This window comes from Nocardioides sp. Iso805N, assembly GCF_000364605.1.
Lineage (GTDB): Bacteria > Actinomycetota > Actinomycetes > Propionibacteriales > Nocardioidaceae > Nocardioides.
Genome location: NZ_KB822583.1, coordinates 14231 through 37171, shown reverse-complemented (window position 1 = coordinate 37171; position 22941 = coordinate 14231). Strand labels below are relative to the sequence as shown.

At 71.2% G+C, this 22941-nt stretch carries 33 protein-coding genes; 14 read left to right on the top strand and 19 right to left on the bottom strand.

Features of this window, described 5'->3' with window-relative positions; genetic code table 11:
- Nucleotides 1-252 precede the first annotated feature (252 nt).
- Nucleotides 253-549 (bottom strand): hypothetical protein, encoded by a 297-nt coding sequence (locus H036_RS0117070; protein WP_017936022.1) that lies wholly within the window; start codon nt 547-549, stop codon nt 253-255.
- A 66-nt stretch (nt 550-615) separates the two neighbouring features.
- Here H036_RS0117070 and H036_RS0117065 point away from each other — a divergent pair, with 66 nt between their 5' ends.
- Genes H036_RS0117065 through H036_RS0117040 form a run of 6 tightly spaced genes read left to right on the top strand, consistent with a single transcriptional unit; the run spans nt 616 to nt 4157 of the window.
- Nucleotides 616-1167 carry a DinB family protein gene (locus H036_RS0117065; RefSeq protein ID WP_017936021.1) on the top strand — a complete coding sequence of 184 codons (552 nt, stop codon included), beginning with the start codon at nt 616-618 and terminating at the stop codon, nt 1165-1167.
- Nucleotides 1164-1679 (top strand): DinB family protein, encoded by a 516-nt coding sequence (locus H036_RS0117060; RefSeq protein ID WP_017936020.1) that lies wholly within the window; start codon nt 1164-1166, stop codon nt 1677-1679. The genes H036_RS0117065 and H036_RS0117060 overlap by 4 nt, the downstream gene beginning before the upstream one ends.
- Before the next feature lie 52 nt (nt 1680-1731).
- The gene (locus tag H036_RS0117055; RefSeq protein ID WP_017936019.1) at nt 1732-1962 is read left to right on the top strand and encodes a FitA-like ribbon-helix-helix domain-containing protein; all 231 of its coding nucleotides are present in this window, start codon (nt 1732-1734) and stop codon (nt 1960-1962) included.
- Nucleotides 1949-2344 (top strand): type II toxin-antitoxin system VapC family toxin, encoded by a 396-nt coding sequence (locus H036_RS0117050; RefSeq protein ID WP_017936018.1) that lies wholly within the window; start codon nt 1949-1951, stop codon nt 2342-2344. Before H036_RS0117055 ends, H036_RS0117050 begins: the two co-directional genes overlap by 14 nt.
- Before the next feature lie 45 nt (nt 2345-2389).
- The gene (dapD, locus tag H036_RS0117045) at nt 2390-3316 is read left to right on the top strand and encodes a 2,3,4,5-tetrahydropyridine-2,6-dicarboxylate N-succinyltransferase (protein ID WP_017936017.1); all 927 of its coding nucleotides are present in this window, start codon (nt 2390-2392) and stop codon (nt 3314-3316) included.
- A 4-nt stretch (nt 3317-3320) separates the two neighbouring features.
- On the top strand, nt 3321-4157 hold the full coding sequence (locus tag H036_RS0117040) for a hypothetical protein (RefSeq protein ID WP_017936016.1): 837 nt from the start codon (nt 3321-3323) through the stop codon (nt 4155-4157).
- Nucleotides 4158-4187: 30 nt separating this feature from the next.
- On the opposite strand, the gene H036_RS0117035 is transcribed toward H036_RS0117040, so the two are convergent.
- Genes H036_RS0117035 through fdxA form a run of 4 tightly spaced genes read right to left on the bottom strand, consistent with a single transcriptional unit; the run spans nt 4188 to nt 7689 of the window.
- Nucleotides 4188-5639 carry a hypothetical protein gene (locus H036_RS0117035; RefSeq protein WP_026146133.1) on the bottom strand — a complete coding sequence of 484 codons (1452 nt, stop codon included), beginning with the start codon at nt 5637-5639 and terminating at the stop codon, nt 4188-4190.
- Nucleotides 5632-6171, bottom strand: a complete 540-nt coding sequence (locus H036_RS0117030; RefSeq protein WP_157417532.1) for a hypothetical protein — start codon at nt 6169-6171, stop codon at nt 5632-5634. Before H036_RS0117030 ends, H036_RS0117035 begins: the two co-directional genes overlap by 8 nt.
- 54 nt (nt 6172-6225) lie before the next feature.
- Nucleotides 6226-7347: a succinyldiaminopimelate transaminase gene (dapC, locus tag H036_RS0117025; RefSeq protein WP_017936013.1), complete on the bottom strand. Its 1122-nt coding sequence runs from the start codon at nt 7345-7347 to the stop codon at nt 6226-6228.
- A 15-nt stretch (nt 7348-7362) separates the two neighbouring features.
- A complete protein-coding gene (fdxA, locus tag H036_RS0117020; protein WP_017936012.1) occupies nt 7363-7689 on the bottom strand; it encodes a ferredoxin in 327 nt (108 codons plus the stop codon).
- Nucleotides 7690-7745: 56 nt separating this feature from the next.
- Here fdxA and H036_RS0117015 point away from each other — a divergent pair, with 56 nt between their 5' ends.
- Entirely contained in the window at nt 7746-8705 is a 960-nt protein-coding gene (locus H036_RS0117015) for a GNAT family N-acetyltransferase (RefSeq protein WP_157417530.1), read from the top strand.
- Here H036_RS0117015 and H036_RS0117010 read toward each other — a convergent pair.
- From H036_RS0117010 to H036_RS23380, 3 genes are read right to left on the bottom strand one after another with little or no spacing between them, the layout of a single operon-like run.
- Nucleotides 8665-9009, bottom strand: coding sequence for a hypothetical protein (locus H036_RS0117010; RefSeq protein WP_017936010.1), 345 nt, complete (start codon nt 9007-9009; stop codon nt 8665-8667). The genes H036_RS0117015 and H036_RS0117010 overlap by 41 nt on opposite strands.
- Nucleotides 9010-9013: 4 nt before the next feature.
- Nucleotides 9014-9964, bottom strand: coding sequence for an N-acetyl-1-D-myo-inositol-2-amino-2-deoxy-alpha-D-glucopyranoside deacetylase (mshB, locus tag H036_RS0117005; protein ID WP_017936009.1), 951 nt, complete (start codon nt 9962-9964; stop codon nt 9014-9016).
- A 10-nt stretch (nt 9965-9974) separates the two neighbouring features.
- Nucleotides 9975-10673, bottom strand: a complete 699-nt coding sequence (locus H036_RS23380; RefSeq protein ID WP_017936008.1) for a (deoxy)nucleoside triphosphate pyrophosphohydrolase — start codon at nt 10671-10673, stop codon at nt 9975-9977.
- A gap of 229 nt (nt 10674-10902) precedes the next feature.
- Between H036_RS23380 and H036_RS0116995 the strand changes: the two genes are divergently transcribed.
- Nucleotides 10903-11763, top strand: a complete 861-nt coding sequence (locus H036_RS0116995) for a hypothetical protein (RefSeq protein ID WP_157417528.1) — start codon at nt 10903-10905, stop codon at nt 11761-11763.
- A 21-nt stretch (nt 11764-11784) separates the two neighbouring features.
- Here H036_RS0116995 and H036_RS0116990 read toward each other — a convergent pair whose 3' ends face one another.
- Nucleotides 11785-12606 carry a thioesterase family protein gene (locus H036_RS0116990; RefSeq protein ID WP_017936006.1) on the bottom strand — a complete coding sequence of 274 codons (822 nt, stop codon included), beginning with the start codon at nt 12604-12606 and terminating at the stop codon, nt 11785-11787.
- Nucleotides 12607-12644: 38 nt separating this feature from the next.
- Here H036_RS0116990 and H036_RS0116985 point away from each other — a divergent pair, with 38 nt between their 5' ends.
- Entirely contained in the window at nt 12645-13010 is a 366-nt protein-coding gene (locus H036_RS0116985) for a YidH family protein (protein WP_017936005.1), read from the top strand.
- A 15-nt stretch (nt 13011-13025) separates the two neighbouring features.
- Here the strand turns inward: H036_RS0116985 and H036_RS0116980 are convergent, their stop codons facing one another.
- A complete protein-coding gene (locus H036_RS0116980; RefSeq protein WP_017936004.1) occupies nt 13026-13739 on the bottom strand; it encodes a YoaK family protein in 714 nt (237 codons plus the stop codon).
- Nucleotides 13736-14290 (bottom strand): TetR/AcrR family transcriptional regulator, encoded by a 555-nt coding sequence (locus tag H036_RS0116975; RefSeq protein ID WP_017936003.1) that lies wholly within the window; start codon nt 14288-14290, stop codon nt 13736-13738. Before H036_RS0116975 ends, H036_RS0116980 begins: the two co-directional genes overlap by 4 nt.
- A gap of 121 nt (nt 14291-14411) precedes the next feature.
- On the opposite strand from H036_RS0116975, the gene H036_RS0116970 reads away from it, so the two are divergent.
- Complete coding sequence (locus H036_RS0116970; protein ID WP_017936002.1) at nt 14412-14717, top strand: DMT family transporter; 306 nt, start codon at nt 14412-14414, stop codon at nt 14715-14717.
- A gap of 119 nt (nt 14718-14836) precedes the next feature.
- Here the strand turns inward: H036_RS0116970 and H036_RS0116965 are convergent, their stop codons facing one another.
- Entirely contained in the window at nt 14837-15178 is a 342-nt protein-coding gene (locus H036_RS0116965) for a non-heme iron oxygenase ferredoxin subunit (RefSeq protein ID WP_017936001.1), read from the bottom strand.
- 23 nt (nt 15179-15201) lie between these two features.
- The gene (locus H036_RS0116960; protein ID WP_017936000.1) at nt 15202-16875 is read right to left on the bottom strand and encodes an FAD-binding dehydrogenase; all 1674 of its coding nucleotides are present in this window, start codon (nt 16873-16875) and stop codon (nt 15202-15204) included.
- Nucleotides 16876-17013: 138 nt separating this feature from the next.
- Here H036_RS0116960 and H036_RS0116955 point away from each other — a divergent pair, with 138 nt between their 5' ends.
- Nucleotides 17014-18639: a fibronectin type III domain-containing protein gene (locus tag H036_RS0116955; protein WP_017935999.1), complete on the top strand. Its 1626-nt coding sequence runs from the start codon at nt 17014-17016 to the stop codon at nt 18637-18639.
- Here the strand turns inward: H036_RS0116955 and H036_RS0116950 are convergent.
- The 4 genes from H036_RS0116950 to H036_RS23375 form a co-directional block, all read right to left on the bottom strand.
- Complete coding sequence (locus H036_RS0116950) at nt 18617-19093, bottom strand: GNAT family N-acetyltransferase (RefSeq protein WP_017935998.1); 477 nt, start codon at nt 19091-19093, stop codon at nt 18617-18619. The two genes, H036_RS0116955 and H036_RS0116950, sit on opposite strands and share 23 nt — an antisense overlap.
- Nucleotides 19090-19557 (bottom strand): ribonuclease HI, encoded by a 468-nt coding sequence (gene rnhA / locus H036_RS0116945; protein ID WP_017935997.1) that lies wholly within the window; start codon nt 19555-19557, stop codon nt 19090-19092. The genes H036_RS0116950 and rnhA overlap by 4 nt, the downstream gene beginning before the upstream one ends.
- On the bottom strand, nt 19554-20096 hold the full coding sequence (locus H036_RS0116940) for a TOPRIM nucleotidyl transferase/hydrolase domain-containing protein (protein WP_017935996.1): 543 nt from the start codon (nt 20094-20096) through the stop codon (nt 19554-19556). The genes rnhA and H036_RS0116940 overlap by 4 nt, the downstream gene beginning before the upstream one ends.
- 64 nt (nt 20097-20160) lie before the next feature.
- The gene (locus tag H036_RS23375; RefSeq protein ID WP_017935995.1) at nt 20161-20343 is read right to left on the bottom strand and encodes a hypothetical protein; all 183 of its coding nucleotides are present in this window, start codon (nt 20341-20343) and stop codon (nt 20161-20163) included.
- Between the two features lie 181 nt (nt 20344-20524).
- Between H036_RS23375 and H036_RS0116935 the strand changes: the two genes are divergently transcribed.
- Nucleotides 20525-20947 carry a DUF7144 family membrane protein gene (locus H036_RS0116935; protein WP_157417526.1) on the top strand — a complete coding sequence of 141 codons (423 nt, stop codon included), beginning with the start codon at nt 20525-20527 and terminating at the stop codon, nt 20945-20947.
- A 30-nt stretch (nt 20948-20977) separates the two neighbouring features.
- On the opposite strand, the gene H036_RS25990 is transcribed toward H036_RS0116935, so the two are convergent.
- Complete coding sequence (locus tag H036_RS25990) at nt 20978-21373, bottom strand: DivIVA domain-containing protein (protein WP_017935993.1); 396 nt, start codon at nt 21371-21373, stop codon at nt 20978-20980.
- Nucleotides 21374-21401: 28 nt separating this feature from the next.
- Nucleotides 21402-21941, bottom strand: a complete 540-nt coding sequence (locus tag H036_RS0116925) for a hypothetical protein (RefSeq protein ID WP_017935992.1) — start codon at nt 21939-21941, stop codon at nt 21402-21404.
- Nucleotides 21942-22107: 166 nt separating this feature from the next.
- Here H036_RS0116925 and H036_RS0116920 point away from each other — a divergent pair, with 166 nt between their 5' ends.
- Together H036_RS0116920 and H036_RS0116915 are read left to right on the top strand one after the other, a co-directional pair.
- Nucleotides 22108-22395, top strand: coding sequence for an SHOCT domain-containing protein (locus tag H036_RS0116920; RefSeq protein WP_017935991.1), 288 nt, complete (start codon nt 22108-22110; stop codon nt 22393-22395).
- 28 nt (nt 22396-22423) lie between these two features.
- Nucleotides 22424-22867, top strand: a complete 444-nt coding sequence (locus H036_RS0116915; protein WP_017935990.1) for a nuclear transport factor 2 family protein — start codon at nt 22424-22426, stop codon at nt 22865-22867.
- Nucleotides 22868-22941: the final 74 nt, after the last annotated feature.

Here is a 22941-nt window from a genome sequence, read left to right as displayed (position 1 = left end):
GCGGTACCACCCCGGTTGCGCCTCGACAGGCTCGGCGTACGTCCACCGAGCTCGGTGTCCGTGCATCGTGCTTGTCGAGATGCCCCTTGTTCTTCGGCTGTGACGGGCCGGACCCGCCCGGTTCTACTGGGACCTCGGCGATCGGGCGTGTCGAGATCTGTTCTTCCGGGGGCTCGCCGCTGATGACGGCTCAGACGCCTTGGCTCCTAGCGTACGGGGTCGCGCGCACGACTGGCGAACCAGATCTCGCGCTCACCGCCGCTTGGGGTCGTCGGCGAGACCGGCCTCGAGCCAGGCGTATACCTGGGAGTCGCCACGGGTCACGAGGAGGACCACCTCCTGCTGCACGGGCGTGACCGGCCGCCCTGCGATCCATCCGCGCACGATGTCGGTGGCAGCGCCACGCACGGCCTCGACGGCCTTGGCCAGCGCCCACTCCGGTGCGGGGTGCCCCGAGGTGGTTGCGACGCCGGGCACCTCGAGGCTCCACGAGCCGTCGTCGGCCTGGGTGATCGTCGGTGTCGGCAGAGGTGCGCGCTTGCTCGGCATCGGCCCATCGTGTCACGCACGAAACGGGCTTGCCCCAGGTCGGCGGCTACCGGTTGGCTGAGACCCATGGCATTCGACGGCATGTTCGTGGCTCCCGAAGACGACCCGCGCCAGGACGGCGGCGCCGTCGGAGAGCTCGCGACCTACCGCGACTACCTGCGCAACTACCGGCTCACCTTGGAGCTGAAGTGCCAGGACCTCTCCCCCCAGCAGCTGGCCAGCCGCTCGGTGCCTCCCAGCACCCTGAGCCTGCTCGGGCTGGTGCGGCACGCGGCGTACGTCGAGCAGACGTGGTTCCAGCGCGCCCTGCAGGGCAACCTCGACGAGCCGAGGCCGTTCACCTCCTCCGAGGACCACGACGTCGAGTTCAACGGCGCGATCGGCACCCCCGAGTGCGTCGAGGAGGCGTTCGCGGCCTGGCGGCACGAGGTGGAGCGAGCGGACGCGTGGCTGGACGCCCGGACGGACGGCGACATGGGTCGCACGGTCGTCTACAACAGCGACGGTGCCGAGGCGAGCGTGCGCGACATCCTGGTCCACCTGATCGAGGAGTACGCCCGGCACTGCGGTCACGCCGACCTGCTGCGCGAGTGCGTCGACGGGCGGACCGGCGAGTGACGCTCACCGGGGCCTTCGAGGCGCACCCGGGCGGAGAGCTGGCGATCTATGCCGGCTACCTGGCCGGCCACCGCGAGGTGCTCGCCGCCCGGTGCGTCGGTCTCACCCCCGAGCAGCTGGCCCGACCGGGCGTGCCGCCCAGCGACATGAGCCTGCTCGGCCTGGTGCGGCACATGGCGCGGGTGGAGCACTACTGGTTCGAGATGGTGATCGACCAGCGGCTCGACCAGCCCCGCCTCGATGACGACGACCCCACCGGCGGCTTCCACCGGGTCGCGCCGACGCATGCGTCCGTCGAGGAGGCGTTCGGTCGCTGGCGCGAGCAGATCCGGTACGCCGAGGCCTGCATCGGGCGGCTCGGCGAGGCAGGCCTGGGCGAGCCTCGCCGTACCAGGCACGGTGAGCTCACCACCGTGCGCGACGTGCTGGTGCACCTCGTCGAGGAGTACGCCCGGCACAACGGCCACGCGGATCTGCTGCGCGAGGCGATTGACGGGCGACACAGCGCCTGACTCTGTGGATAAGTCGTGGCGCCAGATTGGCGCCACACCTACGATTGAACCCATGGCGACGATCCAGATCAAGCACGTGCCGGACACGACGCACGCGGTCCTGAGCCGGCGCGCGGCGGCAGCCGGCCAGTCGCTCCAGCAGTACCTGCTGGGCCTGCTCGACGAGCAGGCCTCGCACCCGACAACGGACGAGCTGATGGATCAGGTCGACGCCACCGCTCGTTCGTCGATCTCGCTGAGCGCCACCCGCACGATGATCGAGGACGACCGTGCTGGTCGTTGACACCAGCGCCATGCTCAAGGCTCTGGCGGATCAAGACTTCACGGCGCGCCGGCTACGTCGCCTGTTCCGCGACGAACAGCTGGCGGTGCCAGAGGTGCACGACCTGGAGATGGTGTCGGCTGTCGCCGGCAACCTCCGCGGCGGCAATCTCGATCCCGCAGCGGCCGAAACGGCTCTTGCCCATCACGCCGCCTTGCGTCTGCGCCGCCACTCGCATCGCCCGCTGCTCTCCCGGATCTGGGAGCTGCGCGACAACCTGTCTCCGTACGACGCAAGCTACGTCGCGCTGGCTGAGCGGCTCGACGCGCGGTTGATCACCTCGGACGCCCGCCTCGCACGGGCACCGGGTGTCCGCTGCCCGATCGAAGTCGTCACTGACTGATCGCCGCCCCGCGCACCCACCGCGGCCCCGGTAGGCTTCGGCCCCGTGACTAGGACCGCCTGGGGCTTCGGCCTGACGACGTACGCCACCGACTCGACCGTGCTCGACGCGTGGTTCCCGAGCCCGGCGCTCGGCGACCAACCGGCCGACGCGAACGTGCCGGCCGAGCTCGCCACGCTCGAGGGCGCCGACGAGCTGCGCCAGGTCACCCGCAAGGTCGAGCTGGTCAGCATCGACCTCGACGCCGCCCCGGCCAGCACCCAGGACGTCTGGCTGCGCCTGCACCTGCTCTCCCACCGCCTCGTCCAGCCGCACGGGCAGAACCTGGACGGTGTCTTCGCCCTCCTCACCAACGTGGTGTGGACCAGCGCCGGACCGTGCGCGGTCGAGGGCTTCGAGCTCACCCGCGCCCGGCTCAAGGCGGCCGGCCAGCACGTCACCGTGTACGGCGTGGACAAGTTCCCGCGGCTGGTCGACTACGTCGTCCCGAGCGGCGTCCGCATCGCCGATGCCGACCGCGTCCGGCTCGGCGCTCACCTCGCCGCGGGCACCACCGTGATGCACGAGGGCTTCGTGAACTTCAACGCCGGCACGCTCGGCACCTCCATGGTCGAGGGCCGCATCTCCGGCGGCGTCGTGGTCGGCGACGGCTCCGACATCGGCGGCGGCGCCTCCATCATGGGCACCCTGTCCGGCGGCGGCAAGCAGGTCATCTCGGTCGGCGAGCGCTGCCTCCTGGGCGCCAACTCCGGCATCGGCATCTCGCTCGGCGATGACTGCGTCGTCGAGGCCGGCGCCTACATCACGTTCGGCACCAAAGTCACCCTGCCCGACGGCACCGTGGTCAAGGCCAGCGAGCTGTCCGGCGCCAGCAACGTGCTCTTCCGCCGCAACTCGACCACCGGCACGGTCGAGGCGGTGCCGTGGAAGGGCGAGGGCATCGCCCTCAATGCCGCGCTCCACGCCAACTAGCGGCATGCGGAAGCTCGCGATCACTCTCGTGGTGGTCGCAGTCGTCGGCGTGGCGGCGTTCGCCGGCCTGCGATCGCTGACCGGGAGGCTGCACTCGTTGATCCCGCAAGCCGAGGACTGCACCGCCTCGGTCGGCGGCCATGATGCCGTCCTCGACCCCGAGCAGGCGGAGAACGCCGCGCTGATCACCGCGCTGGCGGTCCGGCGCGGCCTGCCGGCGCGGGCGGCGACGATCGCGCTGGCCACGGCGATGCAGGAGTCCAAGCTCTACAACCTCGAGGGCGGCGACCGGGACTCGCTCGGCCTGTTCCAGCAGCGGCCCAGCCAGGGCTGGGGCACCCGTTCGCAGGTGCTGGACCCGGTGCACGCGACCAATGCGTTCTACGACGCACTGACCAAGATCCCGAACTACCAGAACCTCGAGATCACGGTGGCGGCTCAGAAGGTGCAGCGCTCGGCCTTCCCTGCGGCGTACGCCAAGCACGAGCCGGACGCACGAGCGCTGGCCTCCGCGCTGACCGGGTACTCCCCGCACGCGTTCGCCTGCCGCTTCGACGACCCGGACGTCGGTGCCGGCCACCCGGCCGCGCTCCGCAAGGAGGTCGGCAACCTGTTCAGCGGTGTGGCCGACGAGCCGGTGGTGCGCGGGAACGTCGCGACCATCGGCGTACCGTCCAGGACCGCAGGTTGGGCGGTCGCGCACTACATCGTCGCGGAGGCGCAGCGGCTCGGCGTCCTCCGGGTGTCCTACGCTGGCTGGACCTGGTCGACCGGCAAGGACGGCGACTGGAAGCGCACCGGCAACGGTTCGGCCGACCGGGTCACCGTCGCCTTCGCCTGAGCTCTCGCATCTCGGCCACCGCGTCCGGCCTCAGGCCAGCAGCTGGATGGTCACCACCGCGGCGACCCCGATCGCGGCCAGGCCACCCTGAGCGAGGGTGAGCAGGCGCGACGGCGGCTCGATCGGACCGCGCTCACCACGGACCCGTCGGACCACCCAGCCGAGCACCACCCAGACCGCGAGCATGCCGGAGAGCGCTGCCAGGGGCGCGGCAGTGGTCCAGTAGCGCGCCCCGGCCACATGCACGAAGGGCTGCAGCAGCAGGCCGAGCAGGCCGACCTTCACCAGGACGCTCAGCAGCTGTGCGCGCCGCGAGCGCCGGGTGATCACCAGCAGGCCCAGCGCCGCCAGCCGGACCGTCGGGCCGAAGACCCGCAGCGTCCAGTGCTCCACCGCTCGGGCCGTCGCGCTGCTCCTCTGACCTGGCGGGTGCAGCTTGAACAGGAACGCCGTCGGATCGTCACGGTAGTTGTGCCAATCGGCGATGACGTCACGGGCATAGGAGTGCGGCGTCACGTCCTGGCGGGCGTACGCCGACATCTGGCTCAGCACCGTGACCTCGCTCGTGCCGGTCGCACGCGCGACCTCGCGGGCGTAGCGCACCGGCGAGAACCAGATGGTCGAGCCCGGGTCGCACATCCCGTAGCAGACCTTGGTGCGGTCGCCGAAGGTGTTGGCCATCGCCATCGGCACCGACGTGGTGGTGATGACCCGGGTGTCGAACGTCGCCGACGCGGCGATCGACCAGGGCACCAGCAGTGCCACGAAGAGGCCGCCGGCCAGCAGCAACGGAGGCAGCGCCCGGCGACCGCACCACAGCAGCGCCATCAGCCCGACCAGTCCGATGCCGAAGACCAGCGGGGTCGAGGAGGAGCGCAGGTAGACGGTCGCGATCGCCAGGAAGCCGATCAGCGCACCCTCGGCCAGCCGCGGGACCACACCGTCACTGGCCCGGCGCAGCACCGCCACCATCCGGGTGATCAGCAGGGTGGCGACGAGGCCGGCGAGGAGATCGCCGTAGGCGGTGTAGCCGAAGAGCAGCCACATCGGCACCAGTCCCGGCACCAGCGCCAGCCCGAGGGCCCACCAGCGTCCGACCACGCGGCGTACGTCGAGCACGACCAGCACGTAGACGACCAACGCGATCAGCCCGAGCCAGCCACGAGCGACCGCGAGCGAGGCGTGTGGATCCACGAGGTAGAGCGGAGTCAGCAGCAGCGCCATGCCCGGCATGAACCAGCCGCTGCCGATCAGGTCGCGACGCAACTCGGCGGTGTCCGGACCGTGCAACCCGGCCAGGTCGCGCAGCAGGTTGGACAGTGCCTTGCCACCATCGACGTAGGCGACCTCGTCGCCGGAGAACGGCGTGTGCGAGACCTGGTGGAACAGCAGCGCCCGCAGGAGTACGCCCGCCAGCAGCGCCGCCCCGATCAGCAGATCGAGCCGGCGCCACATCCGGGAACCGACGAGCGGCTCAGGCATAGCGCGTGGAGGGCGGCCACTCCGGCGGGAACCGCTTGGTGGAGAACGGGTTGGCGCACTGCGCCGGGTCGGGCACGTCGGTGTGCTGGGCCACGCTCGGAAGGGACAGCACGATCTCGCCGCGCACGATCGAGTCGGACGGGATGCGGGCATAGGACGTGACGCTCGCGTTGCCCGGCGGGAGGCCGGCACGCCGCAGCGCGGCCGTGATCCGCTGCTGCGCGGTCGCCCGGTCGATCTCGTCGTACTGCAGCACCAACCGACGATGCTGCCCGCCCGGTCCCTCCACGTCGCCGTCGCTGCGCACCTGGTAGGGGAAGTCGATGGTCATTCCCGAGGGCAACGGGTAGCAGCCGGTGGCGAGCGCATCCGCGGGCAGCGGTGGACGATAGTTCCCGGTCGGCTCGGCACGCCCGACGTGCGGGCTCACCAGCAGCAGGACCAGCGCGATGAGCACGGGCAGCAGCCACCAACGGCGGCGTGCAGTGTGCCACGAGAGCCGTCCCGGGCCACGCGGGGTCCTGGTCGTCACGGCCTTGACCATAACGACCCGGACCTGAATCTGACCTTGCCCGACGCGCCAGGCTCAGCCGACTGTGAGGCGCTCCACAGCGGCGTCGACACGCTCGTCGGTCGCGGTGAAGGCGATCCGGACGTGCTCGCGGCCGGCCACGCCGTAGAACTCGCCGGGGGCCGCCAGGATGCCGCGCTCGGCGAGCCAGTCCACCGTCGCCCAGCAGTCCTCGCCGCGGGTCGACCACAGGTAGAGCGAGGCCTCCGAGTGGTCGATCGCGAAGCCGGCATGGATCAGCGCCTCGCGCAGCCTGGTGCGGCGCGCGGCGTAGCGGGCGTGCTGCTCGCGGGCATGCGCGTCGTCGGAGAGCGCAGCCGCCATGGCGGCCTGGATCGGCCCCGGCACCATCAGGCCGAGATTCTTGCGCACCGCCAGCAGCTCGCCGACCAGCGACTCGTCACCGGCCACGAACGCGCACCGGTAACCCGCCAGGTTGGAGCGCTTGGAGAGCGAGTGCACGATCAGCAGGCCGTCGTGGGAGTCGCCGCACACCGAGGGATGCAGGATCGAGAGCGGCTGCTCCCCCTCCCAGCTGCACTCGATGTAGCACTCGTCGGAGATCAGCACGGTGCCGCGCTCGCGGCACCAGTCCACGACCTTGCGCAGGTGCTCGACCGGGAGCACCCGGCCACTGGGGTTGCTCGGGCTGTTGAGCCACATGATCTTCGGCCGCTCGGGACCGAGGGCAGTGAGCGAGTCGCTCGCGACCGCGCGGGCTCCGGCGAGCACGGCACCGACCTCGTAGGTCGGGTACGCGAGCTCCGGGTAGACGACCAGGTCACCGGCGCCGACACCGAGGTGGAACGCCATCGAGCCGATCAGCTCCTTGGAGCCGACGACCGGCAGCACGCCGTCGAGACCCAGTCCGGTGACGCCGTGGCAGCGCTCGAGCCAGTCGATCGCCGCCTGGCGCACCGCCGGCGTACCGATCGTGGTCGGGTAGCCCGACGAGTCCGAGGCCCCCTTGAGAGCGTCCTGGACCACCTGCGGGGTCGGGTCGACGGGCGTGCCGACCGACAGGTCGACGATCCCACCGGGGTGCTGGCGCGCCTTCGCGGCGTATGCGGTCAGCTTGTCCCAGGGGTAGTCGGGGAGCTTGCTCGAGATGGTTCTCGAGGCTCGCTCCGCTCGCACCTCAACCAACGTGGATCAGTGGTCCTGGTTCTGCGGCTCGAGTGCGGCGACGAACGCCTCGTCCTTGTCGATCTCGCCCATCTTGGCGGCACCGCCAGGGGATCCGAGGTCGTCGAAGAACTTCACGTTCGCGTCGTAGTAGTCCTTCCACTGCTCCGGCACGTCATCCTCGTAGAAGATGGCCTCGACCGGACAGACGGGCTCGCACGCACCGCAGTCGACGCACTCGTCGGGGTGGATGTAGAGCATCCGCTTGCCCTCGTAGATGCAGTCGACAGGACACTCGTCGACACAGGCCCGGTCCTTGACGTCGACACAGGGCTGGGAGATGACGTAGGTCATCTGGATCCTCCTACGAGAGCTTCAGGGGGCGGTCGTAGACAGCCTAGTATCACTGCGTGCCCGAGCATCTGCTAGGTCCACATGTGGTGGGACAACGCGTCGTGATCAGGCGTCTGCTCAGGGGCCGGTCCGGTCCCACCGGCGGCCCCGCCTTCACCGACCTCCTCGGCGTCTGTACGGCGTGGGGCGACGGGTCGATGACACTGCGCCCCGACACCGGGGACCCGGCGGACCGCGCACCGGTCGACATCGCCCTTGCCGACATCGTCTCCGGCAAGCCGGTGCCGCCGCGACCCTCGCACCTGGCCCGCGTCTCCGCACGTGATGCCGAGGCGCGCGGCCTGGGGGTGGTCCCGGGCATGGAGACCGCCGAGCTCGGCGGGTGGATCCTGCGCACCGACCCAGCACCGATCGGGCGGTTGCTCAAACGGGCCAACTCCTGTCTGGCGATGGGCTCCCCCGGGCTGCCCTTCGCGGACGCGGTCGAGCGGCTGCTGGCGTTCTACTCCGCCCGCGACCGTGCGCCGATGGCCCAGGTCGAGCAGGGCTCCGAGGTCGAGGCGTCGTTCCTCGATGCGGGATGGCAACCTCTGGGGCGCGGTGACGCGTCGTTCCAGGCCGCGCCGCTCGCTCGGTTGCACCGGCTGCTGGCCCCTCGACAGGCTCGGGGAACGGGTGAGGCTCGGGGAACGGGTGAGGCGCAGCCGTTGACACTCCAGGCGGTGGGCTCATCCGCCACCGCGGAGCTGCGGGACGAGCACGGGACCCGGATCGCGGCCGGCTCTGCGGTCCTGGACGGCGACTGGCTGGGGCTGCACGGGCTGGCGGTGGACGCGGAGCACCGACGGCGGGGGCTGGCCACGGCCGTGCTGGCCGAGCTGGTCGAGTGGGGCGCGGAGCAGGGTGCGCGCACGGCCTGGCTGCACGTGGAGACCGACAACATCGGGGCACTCGCGCTCTACGAGAGGCTGGGCTTCAGCGAGCACCACGCGGCGCGCTACGTAGTACCAGCTTGACCAGCGCCACCAGCTCCAGCACCGGCCCGAGCACCACGAGCCCGTAGTCGAGCGGGTGCCGGCCAACCGCGTAGTCGCCCTCGCGGCGGGAGAACATCGCGATCACGAACGGCACCCACCAGCCGAGCGTGAACGGCACCTGCACCCACCACCGGGCCGGGAGGGCCAGCACGCATCCGATCGACGCGACGGCGGCCAGCAGCAACCCCCACCACCAGCTGTGCACCGCCACCGCCGCCAGGCCGACCAGCGCACCACCGACGAACAGCACGGCCGCCACCAGCAGCCGCACCGGCAGACTCACCGGCTCACAGCCCGGCGAACAGGTCGGTCTCGTGACCGTTCTCGTCGAGCGGGCCGAGCGTCCCCTGAGCGATCCGGAACGCCTCGAAGCCCCACGCCTGCGCGCCGACGTTGTTGGACAGCGCGAAGAACGGACCGTCCACGCTGATCTGCGTGGGGTAGGCGCGCAACGCGTCCAGCTTCTGCTCCACGTAGGCGATCGCGTCCACCTCGCAGGCGATGTCGGCATCGGGCGTGGTCATCGGCAGGTCGCCGTCCGGATCACCGCCGAAGAAGTCGATCTCCTCGCCGGCCTCCTTCATCGTGCGCAGACCCTCACGCATCCGCTCCTCGGAGATCGCCGACCAGTAGATCTTGCTGATCCCCCAGGGGGCACCCAGATCCTTGCGGTACGACGGCACCGCGGCGAGCTGCGCGGCGTACATCGCGACCCGGTGGGCCTGGATGTGGTCGGGGTGGCCGTAGTTGCCGAACTGGTCGTAGGTGACCAGGACCTGTGGCCGGACCTCGCGGATGATCTGCATCAGGTGGTTCGCGGCCTCGGTCAGGTCGGCGTGCCAGAACGCGTTGTCATGACTCTGCCCATTTTCCGGTAGGTCAGCCGGGATCGCGTAGCCGTCGGGGTGCCACTGCATGCCCGAGTCCCGGTAGCGGCCGAAGCCGCCCAGCCAGCGGTGGTCGATCCCGCGTCCGTCCGGGCTGGCGAGCGCCGCCATCGCGGCCTCGATCTCCGTCTTGCGGTGCTCTCCGAGCCGGTCGTCCTTGTCCGCGGCCAGGTGTTCCAGCTCGGGTACCAGGATCTCCCCCATCTCGCCCGCGGTGCAGGTCACAAGGGTCACGCCGCGACCCTCCGCGACGTACTTGGCCATGGTGGCGCCCTGACCGATCGACTCGTCGTCGGGGTGGGCGTGGACGAGGAGGAGACGCTGTGCAGGCTGGCGGGAAGACTCGGTCACGCCCCCGATCTTAGAGGGGCCTCTTGATCCGCTTCGGGGCGTCCGGCAGTGGCTCGGGGGCGACCGAGGTGTCCGGGGCCGTATCGGCCACGTCGAACCAGCCGTCGTACTCGTCCACGAGCAGCTCGACGACGAAGTCGGGCGCGTCGGTCTCCACCACCCACGGGTGGCCCTCGTCGTCGTCCTCGCCCTGGAGTCGCTCGCGCGACCGGACGGCTGACCAGCCGTCGCCGATCAGCTGCTGCTCAACGCTCAGCGCGTCGGCCTCGTCGAAGAAGACGGCGCGCACGTAGGCCGACTCCGTGGAGGCACCCCGACAGGCTCGGCGTACGTGCTCGAGGAACGGCCGATCGGGCTCCAGCCAGTCGACCTGGTCGAGCTCGTCGGGGGCGAGCCAGCGGATCTGGTCGTGCTCCCGCGGCCGCACCTCCCCGGCGGTCACCCGACACAGCGCCACGCGCAGCTCGTAGCCGTTCTCGGTCGATGCCGTACCGATGGGCACGACCGGCGCCAACCACTCCCCGACCTCGATCAGGCAGCCCAGCTCCTCACCGATCTCGCGCGCCAGCGCGGCCTCGACACTCTCCCCTGCCTCGACCTTCCCACCGGGAAGCTCCCAGCGGCCGGCAGTCTCCGGCGGTGCCGTACGCCGGCACGCCAGCACCCGGTCGTCTCGCAGGATCGCCGCTGCCACCACCGTCGTTCGCATGGGGCCATTGTGCTGCTGAAGGCGCGATCCTCGGCGCCGCGGTGGCCGAACAATCGTTCGCCGCGCCGGGACACCCCAGGCTCCCCGAACAATCGTTCGCCGCGCCAGGACACCCCACGCTCCCCGAACAATCGTTCGCCCTGCGGGCCGATCGCCTACGGTCGATCCCGTGATGCCGCGCCTGACGCCCACGCCTCTACCTCCACCCCCCGCCGCGACCGGCGCGCCGGTGAGCGTGGCCGAGGTGCTGGCGGGCGCGGAGCGGCGGGTCCGGTGGGCGATCCCGCCCGGCCTGCGCGTACGCCGGGGCTACACGTGGGACCGCCTCGACCGGCACGATGCGACCTGGTGGCCGCAGGGGATCACCTCGTCGATCGACGCCCATCGCACCGACCTGGCGGAGCGGCTGCTGCTGGTGAGCTGGTACTCCAAGGGCGGCGACGGCGTACGGATCACGTTCCTGGACCTGGCCACGCGGCGCTACACGCACGTGCCGCTCGCGCTGATCCGCGACGGGGAGCTCGCCCCGCTCTCGGTGCACGCGGGTGGTCTGGCCTGGCGTGGGCCGTGGCTCTATGTCGCGGCGACAGGCCGGGGCTGCTACGCCGCACACCTGGACGACCTCCGCCGACGACCCGACGGCAGTCTGACCTGGCCGGTGCGGTTGCGCTACGCCGCCGACGACGGCATGCGGTACTCGTTCCTCTCCGTCACCGACGCCGGGGAGCTGGTGGCCGGTGAGTACGGCGGACCGGCGCAGCCGACTCGCCTGGCCCGGTTCCGGCTCGATGACTCGGGGGCCCTGCTGCTCGGTGAGGCCGGCGCCGCCACTGCCCACACGGTGGATGTCGGCGTGCCGTCGATGCAGGGCGCCACCCGGATCGGCGACCGCTACGAGCTGATGGTCTCGCGCGGACGCCGCCGCCCAGGCGACCTGTGGGAGGGCCGGGCCGGCGAGCTTCGGGTCCGGCCGTTCGCAGCGCCGCCCGGGCCCGAGGACGTCAGCTACGCGCCCGCGACCGGGCTGCTGTGGGGCGTGACCGAGTTTCCCGGCCGACGGTGGGTCTTCGCGCTGCGACCGGGGCGTTGAGCCCTCTCCCGAGCGGGTGACTCACCCTCGGGGCAGCCGCGCCAGCTGGCGCGACTGCGCAACGAGGCGACCGGCCGAGTCCCAGATCTCGCAGTCCTCCTCGAACATGCCACCCGCGACGTTGCGGGTGGCATGTCGCACCTGGAGCCACCCTGGCGCCGGCATCGCACGGACGTGCACGGTCAGCTCGAGCGTCGGCGCCCAGCCCGGTCGTCCCAGATCGAACGTCACCGGCGGCAGCAGATCGACGATCGTGAGTAGGCTCAGTGGATCGGGCTCGCGGCCGTCCTTGAGCCGGAACCACGCGCTGATCACGCCCCTGCCGCTCGGCTGGCCGACCGCCCAACCGATGTGGTCAGGGTGGAAGAGCATCTCGAAGCGCTCCATCATCGGCGCGATCGTGCGCATCCGCTCGGGTGCCATCGCGTTCGGCACACACTCCTCGCGCGGCGGCAGATCGGGGGCCGTCGCAGTGGTCTCGTGCTGGTCAGGCAGGGCGGAGAGGTCGCCGTACGTCGCCAGCGCGGTGATCCGCGAGACACCGTCCTGCGTCAGCTCGGCAGCGACCGTCGCCACCGAGCCGCCGTCGCGCTTGATGGCGGTCGTGATCGTCGCCGGCCCGGGCACGCTGGCGCTGAGGTAATAGGCACTGATGCTGAACGGGTCCGGCTTGGCCGGCACCGTCTCGCGGATCGCGTTGCCGATCGTGGCCAGCAGATAGCCGCCGTTGACACCCCCTCCGACCACCCAGCCGCCGCTGAGGTCGGCGGAGTAGGCGCCCTCACCTCCCGAGGGATGCGCGATGGCGTTCACGGAGATGTCACGGTCGAATTCGGCGCCCACGGCGGCAACCTACCCGCCCGCACCGACATGATGGACCCATGCCCACCCACCCACCCCGCAAGCCCTCGTTCGTCTACGACGTCGGCGAGGAGCCGGACCCGCGGTTCAGCCTCGCGAACGAGCGCACGTTCCTTGCATGGGTCCGGACCGCACTGGCCATGCTCGCGGGCGCCGTCGCGCTGCACTCGCTGCAGCTGCCAACGTCGTCGTGGTTGCGCGGTCTCGTCGTCGTACTGCTCCTGATCGTCGGTGCCGTCTGCACCGTGCTCGCCTACGTGCGCTGGGCGCGGGTCGAGCGGGCGATGCGGCTGCGCCAGCCGCTTCCCCACTTCTCCCTCGGCTGGCTGCTGACCGCGGCGGTCGTGATGGTCGCCGTGCTGCTGGCCTTCACCCTCACCCTCTGACGAATCGGCCTTTCCTCAGGCTCGGATCGGGACGTCGTCAGTCGCCAGTCGGGCGCGGTCGTGCAGGTCCCCGACCCAGGTCGCCAGGGCGATCACGATGCCGGCCAGCAGGAGGCCGGCACCGAGGTGCCACTTGAGGAGCGCGGCGCCCGAGGCGGCTCCGGCGATGATCGCCACCACCGCCACCGCCCGTCGGGCGGCGCCGTCGTGCTTGCCGCTGCCGAGGTCGGCCGCCAGGCCGGTGATCGTCGAGGTCACCACGACGGTGGTGACGTCCTTGACCGCGATCAGCCGTGCGGCCGCCGCCTGCAGTCCCATCGCCAGCGCCGCCGTGGTGGTGACGGTGACACCGACCGGGCGCGACGGGTCGTCGCCGACCAGGAGGAGCGTGGTCCCCAGCACGAGCATGAGCAGGGCGACCGAGGCGAAGACCGCTGTCGTCCGACCGTGCCAGCTCCGGGTGCCGCTGCGCAGCAGCCGACCGGCGAGCGCCGCGCCGACCATGAAGCCGACCAGGGCCAGGGCAGGTCCCACGATGGGCAGTCCCGAACCTCCGACGACGGCCATGCCGAGGACGACCACGTTGCCGGTCATGTTGCCGGTGAAGACCTTGTCCAGGCCCAGGTAGCCGACCGCGTCGTTGATGCCGGTGGTGAAGGTCAGCACCAGCATCAGCCACAGGTGCATCCGCTCGGTCGGTACGTCGACCAGCCGCTGCCGCACACTCACGAGGCGGCTGCCAGCGCGGCGGCCGCGACCGCGAGGTCGTCCACACCGCGGATCAGCTCGGCGGGCTTGTCGGTCGCCAGGTCCAGGTGGAACCCGAAGAGCGAGGAGTCCACCAGCGTGACGACCCGCGTGACCCGGTCCAGGGGTGCGCCGCAGCGCACCAGGTACCGCTCCAGGGCCTCGGCCCAGCGCTCGTTGGCCTCGCGCACCACCGAGAGGTAGGGCTCCCGGCCGATCAGGCCGCTGGCGGCGGCCTGGCAGTAGACGTCCAGGAAGCCGTGCATCGGGGCGCCGAGGAACGCCTGCCACAGCCGGTTGACCCCGGCTCGGACGCCGTCCACGGGCGGGAGTGCGTCCACCGAGGCGACGCCGCGGTCGGAGGCCCGGGCGACCACGGCGGCGACGAGCTCGTCACGGCTGTGGAAGTGGTAAAGCAGCATCCGGTCGCTGGTCCCGATCGCAGCGGCGACCGGGCGAAGCGTCAGCCCGATGAGTCCATGCGCGAGGACGTGGTCGGTGACCTGGTCCAGCAGCGCCTCTCGTCGTGACATGGGCGAAATGGTAGCGGAATCCGTAGCAGGTGCTACGCTGGCGGGGTAATATGTAGCGAGCGCTTCATACAAATACCAAGAAAGTGTCGTGAGAATCGTGTTCGTCGCAGTAGTTCTACTGATGACGGCCATCGGCTTCGAGGTCGGCGCCACCGCCGCCATCCCGCGAACCGACTCCTTCCACAACTTCGGCTGGTCCGTGCTGGTCGTCGCCGGGTACGCCGCCGCCACCTGGCTGCTCTCCGTGGTCGTCAAGACCCTGCCCCTCGGGGTCACCTACGCCACCTGGGCGGGCCTGGGCACCGTCGCGGTCGCCGTCATCGGCTACCTCGCCTACGGCGAGCACATGTCGTTGCTCAAGGTGGTCGCCATGGTGGCGATCGTCGGCGGCGTGGTCGCCCTCAACGCGAGCAGCTCGCACGCCTGACCGCCTCGGTCGCCGAGCCCGTCGAGGCACCGAGCCTGTCGAGGCACCGAGCCTGTCGAGGCACCGAGCCTGTCGAGGCCCCGAGCCTGTCGAGGCGCCTCGACAAGCTCGGCGGCCGGTCACTCCTCGGGCTGCTCCCCCGGGAAGAGGTAGACCTCTCCGTCGCGCACCTCGACCCGGTGGGCGACGGTGTCGACCGTGGCCGGCAGACCCATCACCTTGCCGTTCTTGAGGCAGAACCGCGAGGCGTGCACGGGGCACTCGACGGCGCCGTCCTCCACCCAACCGTCCGACAGCGACGCGACCGCGTGGGTGCAGGTGTCGTTGAGTGCGTAGACGGTGCCGTCGTCATCGCGCAGCAGCGCGATGTCGTCCTCGGTGCCGGTGAGGTCGCTGGAGATCGCGAGCCCCTCCCCGATGGCGATGTCGTCAAGGGCGGCGACGCGGATTCCGGTGCTCATCAAGCTCCTTCGGTACGAGACGCTCAGACCGCTGCGGCCGCGGCGCGGCCGGCAGTGCGGCCGCTGAACAGGCAGCCGCCGAGGAACGTCCCCTCGAGCGCGTTGTAGCCCATCATTCCGCCTCCGCCGAAGCCGTTGACCTCGCCTGCCGCATAGAGGCCCGGCAACGGGGTTCCGGCCGCGGTCAGGCACCTCCCGGAGAGGTCGGTCTCCAGGCCGCCGAGCGTCTTGCGGGAGAGGATGTGCAGCTTGACCGCGATCAGCGGGCCGTTGGCCGGGTCGAGGAGCTGGTGCGGCTTGGCCACGCGGGAGAGCTTGTCGCCGCGGTAGTGCCGCGCGGCGTACATCGCGGTGATCTGCGCGTCCTTGGCGAAGGGGTTCTCGATCTGGCGGTCGCGGGCCTCGATCAGTCGGCGCAGCTCGCGCTCGTCGATGGCCGGACCCGACGGGTCGTTGGCGGCGAGCTTGTTCATCCCCGCGACCAGCTCGCCGAGCGAGTCGGCGACCACGAAGTCCTCGCCGTACTGCTTGAACGCCTCGACCGGGCCGGGACCCTTGCGGGCGCGGTCGATGACCCCGCGCACCGACTTCCCGGTCAGGTCCGGGTTCTGCTCGGAGCCGGAGAGGGCGAACTCCTTCTCGATGATCTTCTGGGTCAGCACGAACCAGGAGTAGTCGTAGCCGCTCTCGCGCAGCACCTTGAGCGTGCCGAGCGTGTCGAAGCCGGGGAAGTTGGGCGCCGGCAGCCGACGACCGGTCGCGTCGAGCCACAGCGACGAGGGCCCCGGCAGGATCCGGATGCCGTGGTTCGCCCAGATCGGGTCCCAGTTGCGGATGCCCTCCACGTAGTGCCACATCCGGTCGCGGTTGATCACCCGCGCACCTGTCGCTTCGGTGATGCCGACCATCCGCCCGTCCACATGGGCAGGTACGCCGGAGACCATCGACGCTGGCGGCGTCCCGAGTCGCTCCGGCCAGCTCTTGCGGACCAAGTCGTGGTTCCCTCCGATCCCGCCCGAGGTCACGATGATCGCCTGCGCGCGCAGCTCGAAGTCGGCGACCTCCACCCGCGAGGACGCCTGGCCCCGCTGGATCGAGCTGGCCTCCAGGACCCGGCCGCGCACGCCCGTCGCCGTACCGTCCTCGACGATGACCTCGTCGACCCGGTGGCGGAAGGCGAACCTGATCCGCCCGGCCTGGGCGTGCTCGCGCACCCGCCGCTCGAAGGGCGCCACCACACCCGGCCCGGTCCCCCAGGTGATGTGGAAGCGCGGCACCGAGTTGCCATGGCCGTCGGCGCGTCCGTCGCCGCGCTCGGCCCAGCCCACGACCGGGAAGAACCGGTGGCCCATCTGGTGCAGCCATGCGCGCTTCTCGCCGTGCGCGAAGTCGAGGTAGGCCTCCGCCCAGCGCCGCGGCCACAGGTCCTCGTCCCGGTCGAACTGGGCGCTGCCCATCCAGTCCTGCGTCGCCAGGTCCAGGGAGTCCTTGATCCCCATCCGGCGCTGCTCGGAGCTGTCGACCAGGAACAGTCCCCCCAGACTCCAGAACGCCTGCCCGCCGAGCGACTGCTCCGGCTCCTGGTCCACGATCAGCACCGACCTACCGGCGTCGGCGGCCTCCGCCGCCGCCACCAGGCCGGCCAGTCCGGCACCGACGACGATGATGTCTGCTCGTTGAGTCTCGGCCTGCGTCATGACCCCGATCTTGGCACGGACGGCTGAGCATCGAGCACGAACTCCGGGCTCAGCAGGACCGGTCCCGGGACCTACCCTTCAACCAGAGTTCAACCAGGGTTGGCCCGAGCACCTGGGTCAGGGCGGCAGGTTCGGACCATGTCCGACACTTCTCGGGGCTCCGACCTCACCCGCCGCAGTCTTCTCGCCGCCCTCGGCGCCACCGGAGCGGTGGTCGCCAGCGGCGGCCTGGCCAGCGCCGGTACGCCGAAGGCGTCCTCTCCCACCGGTGCCACCGGTGCCGCCACCGCGAGCGCCGCTACCGCGGCCACGACCGGCCGCGCGGGCGCCCGACCGACGCCGGTGCCGCCGGTCGCCGGCCTGCACGTGGGCTTCGGCACGGATGCCGCCACCCAGGTCAGCGTGACCTGGCACGCGATTGAGACAGTGCGGAACCCGCGGGTGCTGATCGCCCGCGACGGCGGCGAGTTCGAGCGGGCGGTGAGTGCCGAGGTGGCGTCGTACACCGACGCGAAGTCGGGCACCGTGGTGCACGCCCACCACGCCCGGCTGCGCGGGCTGAAGCCGGACACGTCGTACATGTACCTGGCCACCCACGACGGCGCGAAGCCCGAGTTCGGGACCTTCCGCACCGCACCCCGGGGCCGCGCGGCCTTCCGCTTCACCAGCTTCGGTGATCAGGGCACGCCTACGGTCGGCAAGTTGTCCGGCACGACCTACGTCAACGACAACCTCGGCTCCCCCGCCGCGGGCGACACCACTGCCGGGGTGGAGAGCGTGGAGCCGCTGCTGCACCTGTTCAACGGCGACCTCTGCTACGCCAACCTGGCCACCGACCGGGTCCGGACCTGGTCGGACTTCTGGAACAACAACACCCGTTCGGCGCGGCACCGCGCGTGGCAGCCCTCGCCGGGCAACCACGAGAACGAGCTCGGCAATGGAGCGATCGGTTACACGGCCTACCAGACCTACTTCGATCTCCCGCGTCAGGACGGCCAGACCGGCGAGACGGCCGGGCTCTGGTACGCCATCACCGTCGGGGCGGTGCGCTTCGTCTTCCTCGCCAACGACGACGTCTGCCTCCAGGACGGCGGCGACAACCGCGTGCTCGGCTACTCGCACGGCGCGCAGAAGGCCTGGCTGGAGCGCACCCTGCGCGCCGCGCGGAACGATCGCGACATCGACTGGATCGTCGTGTGCATGCACCAGGTGGCGATCTCGACGGCCAACAACTTCAACGGCGCCGACCTCGGGATCCGGGAGGAGTGGCTGCCACTGTTCGACGCCTACGGCGTGGACCTCGTGGTCGCCGGGCACGAGCACCACTACGAGCGCTCCAAGGCGATCCGCGGCCAGCAGCCGAACCAGACCCGCACGCCGATCCCGACCGTGTCGAAGCTCGACGTCGTCGACACCACCCAGGGCACCGTGCACATGATCATCGGCGGTGGCGGCACGTCGGCGCCGTCCAACCAGCTGCTGTTCGACCCGCCGCAGTGCCGCGTGATCGTCTCGGTCTCCGACCGCCCCAGTGCCGCGCCCGGCACCGTCACGCACGGCACGCCGACGTACGTCACCGAGGATGCTCCGTGGGCCGGCACCCGCGACGTGGCGCACTCCTACGGGTTCGCCTCGTTCGACGTCGACCCGGGCCGGCCGGGCGGGCACACGACGATCGCGGTGACCTACTACGAGGTCGGCGGCCCCTACGGGACGCTGACGCCGTTCGAGACCTTCACCCTCACGCGTCCGCGGAGCCGCTGAGCACGAACTCCAGGCGCGGCAGCATCCGACCCGGCACCGAGCCGCTCGGCACCTCGCCCACCCGGCGGGCTCCATGGCGCAGGTAGAAGCCCGCCGCGCCAGGGTCCGCGTCGAGCGCGAGCAGGCGCCAGGCCCGGCGCCGCGCCTCGGCGAGCGCACCCCGCAGGAGTACGCCGCCGACGCCGCTCCCGATCACCGCCGGCTCCACGAAGCAGGCGTCCAGCTCGCCTCGGTCCGGGGCCGCGCCGACGCCGAGCGCGTAGAAGCCGACCACCAGTCCGTCCCGCTCGGCGAGCACCACGTCGCCGCTCCCGCACTGCTCGGCGGTCCAGGTCAGCTCGGCGCGGCAGGCCTCGAGGAAGGCGGCGTCGTACCCCCAGTGGGCCTTGGAGCGCAGCGCCAGGTCGGAGATCAGCGCCGCCTCCTCGGGACGTGCCTGACGCAGCGCGGTCATGAGCGGGCCGAGGCCTCCTCGACCCCGCGGGTGGCGAGCTGGTCGGCGAGCTCGTTGTCGGCCACGCCGGCATGCCCCTTCACCCAGAACCACTCCACCTGGTGCCGTTCGCACGCCGTCTCCAGCCGCTGCCACAGGTCGGCGTTCTTCACCGGCTGCTTGGTGGAGGTCTTCCAGCCGTTGCGCTTCCATCCCGCCAGCCACGAGGTGATGCCACTGCGCACGTAGGTGCTGTCGGTGAAGACGTGCACCTCGCACGGCCGGTTGAGCGTCTCCAGCGCCATGATCGGCGCGGTCAGCTCCATCCGGTTGTTGGTGGTCGAGTCGGGCTCGGCGCCGTACAGCTCGCGGACGTGCGTCCCGAACCGGAGCACGGCGCCCCAGCCACCCGGCCCGGGGTTCGGCCGGCAGCCGCCATCGGTGTGGATGGTGACGATGTCGCCCGTCTCGCCAGCGGCGCTCATGCGCTCCAGATCCAGCTCAGCAGGCCCTCCAGCGGCTCGGGGATCGCCTCCAGCGGTACGACGTCGGCCATCGCGGCGGCGTAGGTCCGTTTGCGCCCGCCGTTGGCGCCGATGAAGCGCCGCAGCTGCTCGGCCGCCTCGTCAGCCCGGTGCGCGTCCTGGTTCTGGAAGGCGCGGAAGCCCGACAGGTCGCCCTTGCCCTCGAGCAGCTCGGTCACCGCCGCGACGCCGAGCGCCCGGACCAGCTCCTCCTCCAGGTCACGGCGGCAGGCGAAGAACCCCTGCCGGCTCAGGTCCTCGCCCTCCTGGCGATTGAGGGCACGGGCGAAGAAACGCTCCTCGGCCTCGTCGTAGAGACCACCGACGCGGCGGCCGGCCCCCGCCTTCTCCGCGATGAACCGGCCGGCGTTGCCGGCGCCGCCCATGCTCACCACCTCGATGGTCTCGTCGCCGAGGTCGATGCCGTAGCGCGGGGCGAGGGTCTCCACGGCGGCCTTGTCGGAGTCGCCCTCGACGAGGATGGTGATCGGTCGTGCCATGCGCGGGAGCCTAACGGCGGCCGGTCGTCGCGATCGCAGCGGGCAGGCCTCGCGGCGGCTCCGCTCAGAAGTCCTCGTGCGGGTCGTCGCCCGGCGACGTGCCCCAGCGCCAGCGCGGCCTCGGGCCCGTGGCGACGGCGATCGCGATGAAGAGCAGCACCACGACCACGACGTAGGCGACGTACGCGACGGTGAGGCCGGCACCACCGGCACTCGGCAGGACCAGGGCGGGCACGACGACCAGCACGAGGAACGCCGCCGTGAGCGCCCAGCCCTGCCACCGGCAGGGCTGGGCCCTGCCACCGGCAGGGCGTGAACCCCCAGCCGTAGCGGCGGCGCTTGAACCAGTACGCCATGACGCCACCCTAAGAGGCGCGCCGCCCGTTTCGGGTGACCCCTCGGCGCACCCCGCGACCTAGCCTGACGGTGTGAGCACACCATCCGTGCATCGCCGGTACGCCGATCCCACGCAGAGCCTGTTCGTGGGCTCCGCGGTCCTCTTCGCCGGCGTACTGCTCGGTGGCGTGGGCCTGATGCAGTTCCTGCAGGGCATCGCCGCGGTGGCCAACGACAAGGTCTACGCCTCCGGCGGCCGGGTCTTCGACATCAGCGTCACCGCGTGGGGCTGGGTGCACATGGTGGTCGGCCTGGTCGCGATGGTGGTCTCGATCGGCATCATCATCGGACGGCGTTGGGGCATGGTCGGCGGCATCGGCGTGGCGATCGTGAGTGCGGTGAGCAGCTTCCTCTTCCTACCGCACAACCCGGCCGGAGCGGTGATCCTGCTGGGGTTCGACGCCCTCATCCTGTGGGCGCTGTGCGACCAGCTCCGGGTCGGCGACGAGGACTGATCGGCTGAGCGCCGGCCGACGGTGCGTCGATCAGTCGCGGCGACGCCGGAACAGCCGAGCCAACGGCGAGGTCACTTCGCTGACCGGGTTGGTCCACTCCTGTGGCATGGCAGCAGGCGCGGCCGCCGGTGCCGTCGGGTCGACGACCGTCGGGCTCGCCGCCGAGGTTGTCGCCGAGGTCGCATCGGCTGCGTCCGCAACGACGCGCTCCAGGAGCCGGTCGACCTCGCCCATGTCGTAGCCCTCGCGCATCCGGACGGGCGTGAACCGCGCCCCGGCGACCAACGCGGCAACCGGTTCACCGGCACGCAGGCGCCTACACAGATCGTCGAGGAAGTCGTCCACCTCACCCGTGTCATAGCCCTCCCGGAGCCGTACGGGCGTGAAGCGGCAGTTCTCGACCTCGGCAGCGAGTGATTCGTTCACCCGCACAGTGTGGCCCAACGGCGCGCGGCTAACTCTCATCAGCGAGCGCCCTCGGCCGCCCGATGCGATGTCTCCGTGATCGGAACCACCACAGCTCCAGGGCGATGCCCATCGCGATCCCTACGACAAAGGTCAGGCCGGAGATCACGAGACTCAAGCCGAGCACGCCGCGCACCGACCGCTCGGGATCGACGTAGACCCTCGGGTTCTGATCTCCGCGCAGTACCCGCACCAGCGTCTGGCGCTCGTCGATCGTCGGTACGTCGCAGGCCTCGACGTCGGTGAAGACTGCCGGCAGACCGGCCGGCGGGTCGGAGGAACGCCGGGTGACCGATTCCCGCTGCTCGAGGTCGTGCTTGCCGCAACGCCCCGTCCCGTCGGTCGGGACCACCGCCACGACCACGGCGTGCTCGACCGGACGGTGGCGGGTCGCATACCAGTCCCGCCCCAGGACGCCCGCGCCGAGCACGAACGCGATCAGCGCGAACCCCAGTGCTCGCAGCAGCACCGCTGCGACCACCGTGCGGCGTGACGGCGCGGCAGCATCGTCCCGGTGGCGGTCGATCACGCCTGCCTCGCGGTGTCAGGCAGCAGGCTCACCGCAGAAGTATCGCCACCAGAGCCACCGACCTGTGCACCGACCTGTGCACCGACGTCGGCGTCACCCGCTCCGGGTGACCCGGGTCGCCCGGCGCCCGGTCGATGATCGAGCCGAGCGAGCGAGAGGACGAACCATGGGACTGCTCTTCCGGCCGAGGAGGCCACTGCTACGGCTGGCCGCCGGAGCGACCACGGCTGGCGTCGCCTATCACATGGGCCGGCAGCGTGCGGAGCAGAACGCGTACAACGACCAGGCCGCAGCGGCGTACGCCGCCACCCAGCCACCGCCGGCGGCGGCATCGCCCCCGACCGCCGGCGACCCGACGCTCGAACGCCTGGAGAGGCTCAGCCAGCTGCACAGCGCGGGCGAGCTCTCCGACACCGAGTTCGCGGCCGCCAAGGCCAAGCTGCTCGGCCTCTAGACCCCGCTGCACAATGGAAGGACCGATCGTGACAGATCAAGACCCCCGCGCCGACCTGGTGCGACGTGCCCTGGCGATGACGGCAGGCGCGGATCCGGCCGACCTCGAATCCGTCTTCACCGAGGACGTCACCTTCACCACTCCGGCGCTCTTCGTCGCCGGCCGCGCCGAGCTCGCCGCCGAGCTTGCGCTACGGGACACGATGATGACCGACCTCGGCGTGGACATCGGCACCCTCGGCATCGACGGCGACCGCGGCTGGGCGGAGTGGGTCGTGACCGCTCAGTTCATCGGCGGTCTGAGCGTGGACGATGGCACCGAGCGGACCATGCTGGTCGAGCCGGTCGGGAAGCCGGTGCGGCTCGAGGGGGCAACGGCGCTGGAGTTCGACGGCGACCGGATCTCGGCGCTGCGGCAGTACTGGGACGAGGTCGCCCTGCTCGACGCGCTCGGCCTGCTGCCGAGCGACTGAGCGAGCGCGCGTACGGCGTGCGCGCGTCGTGCTCAGGGCGCCAGGCCGCCATGTCGCGGCGGCCTGACGCCGTG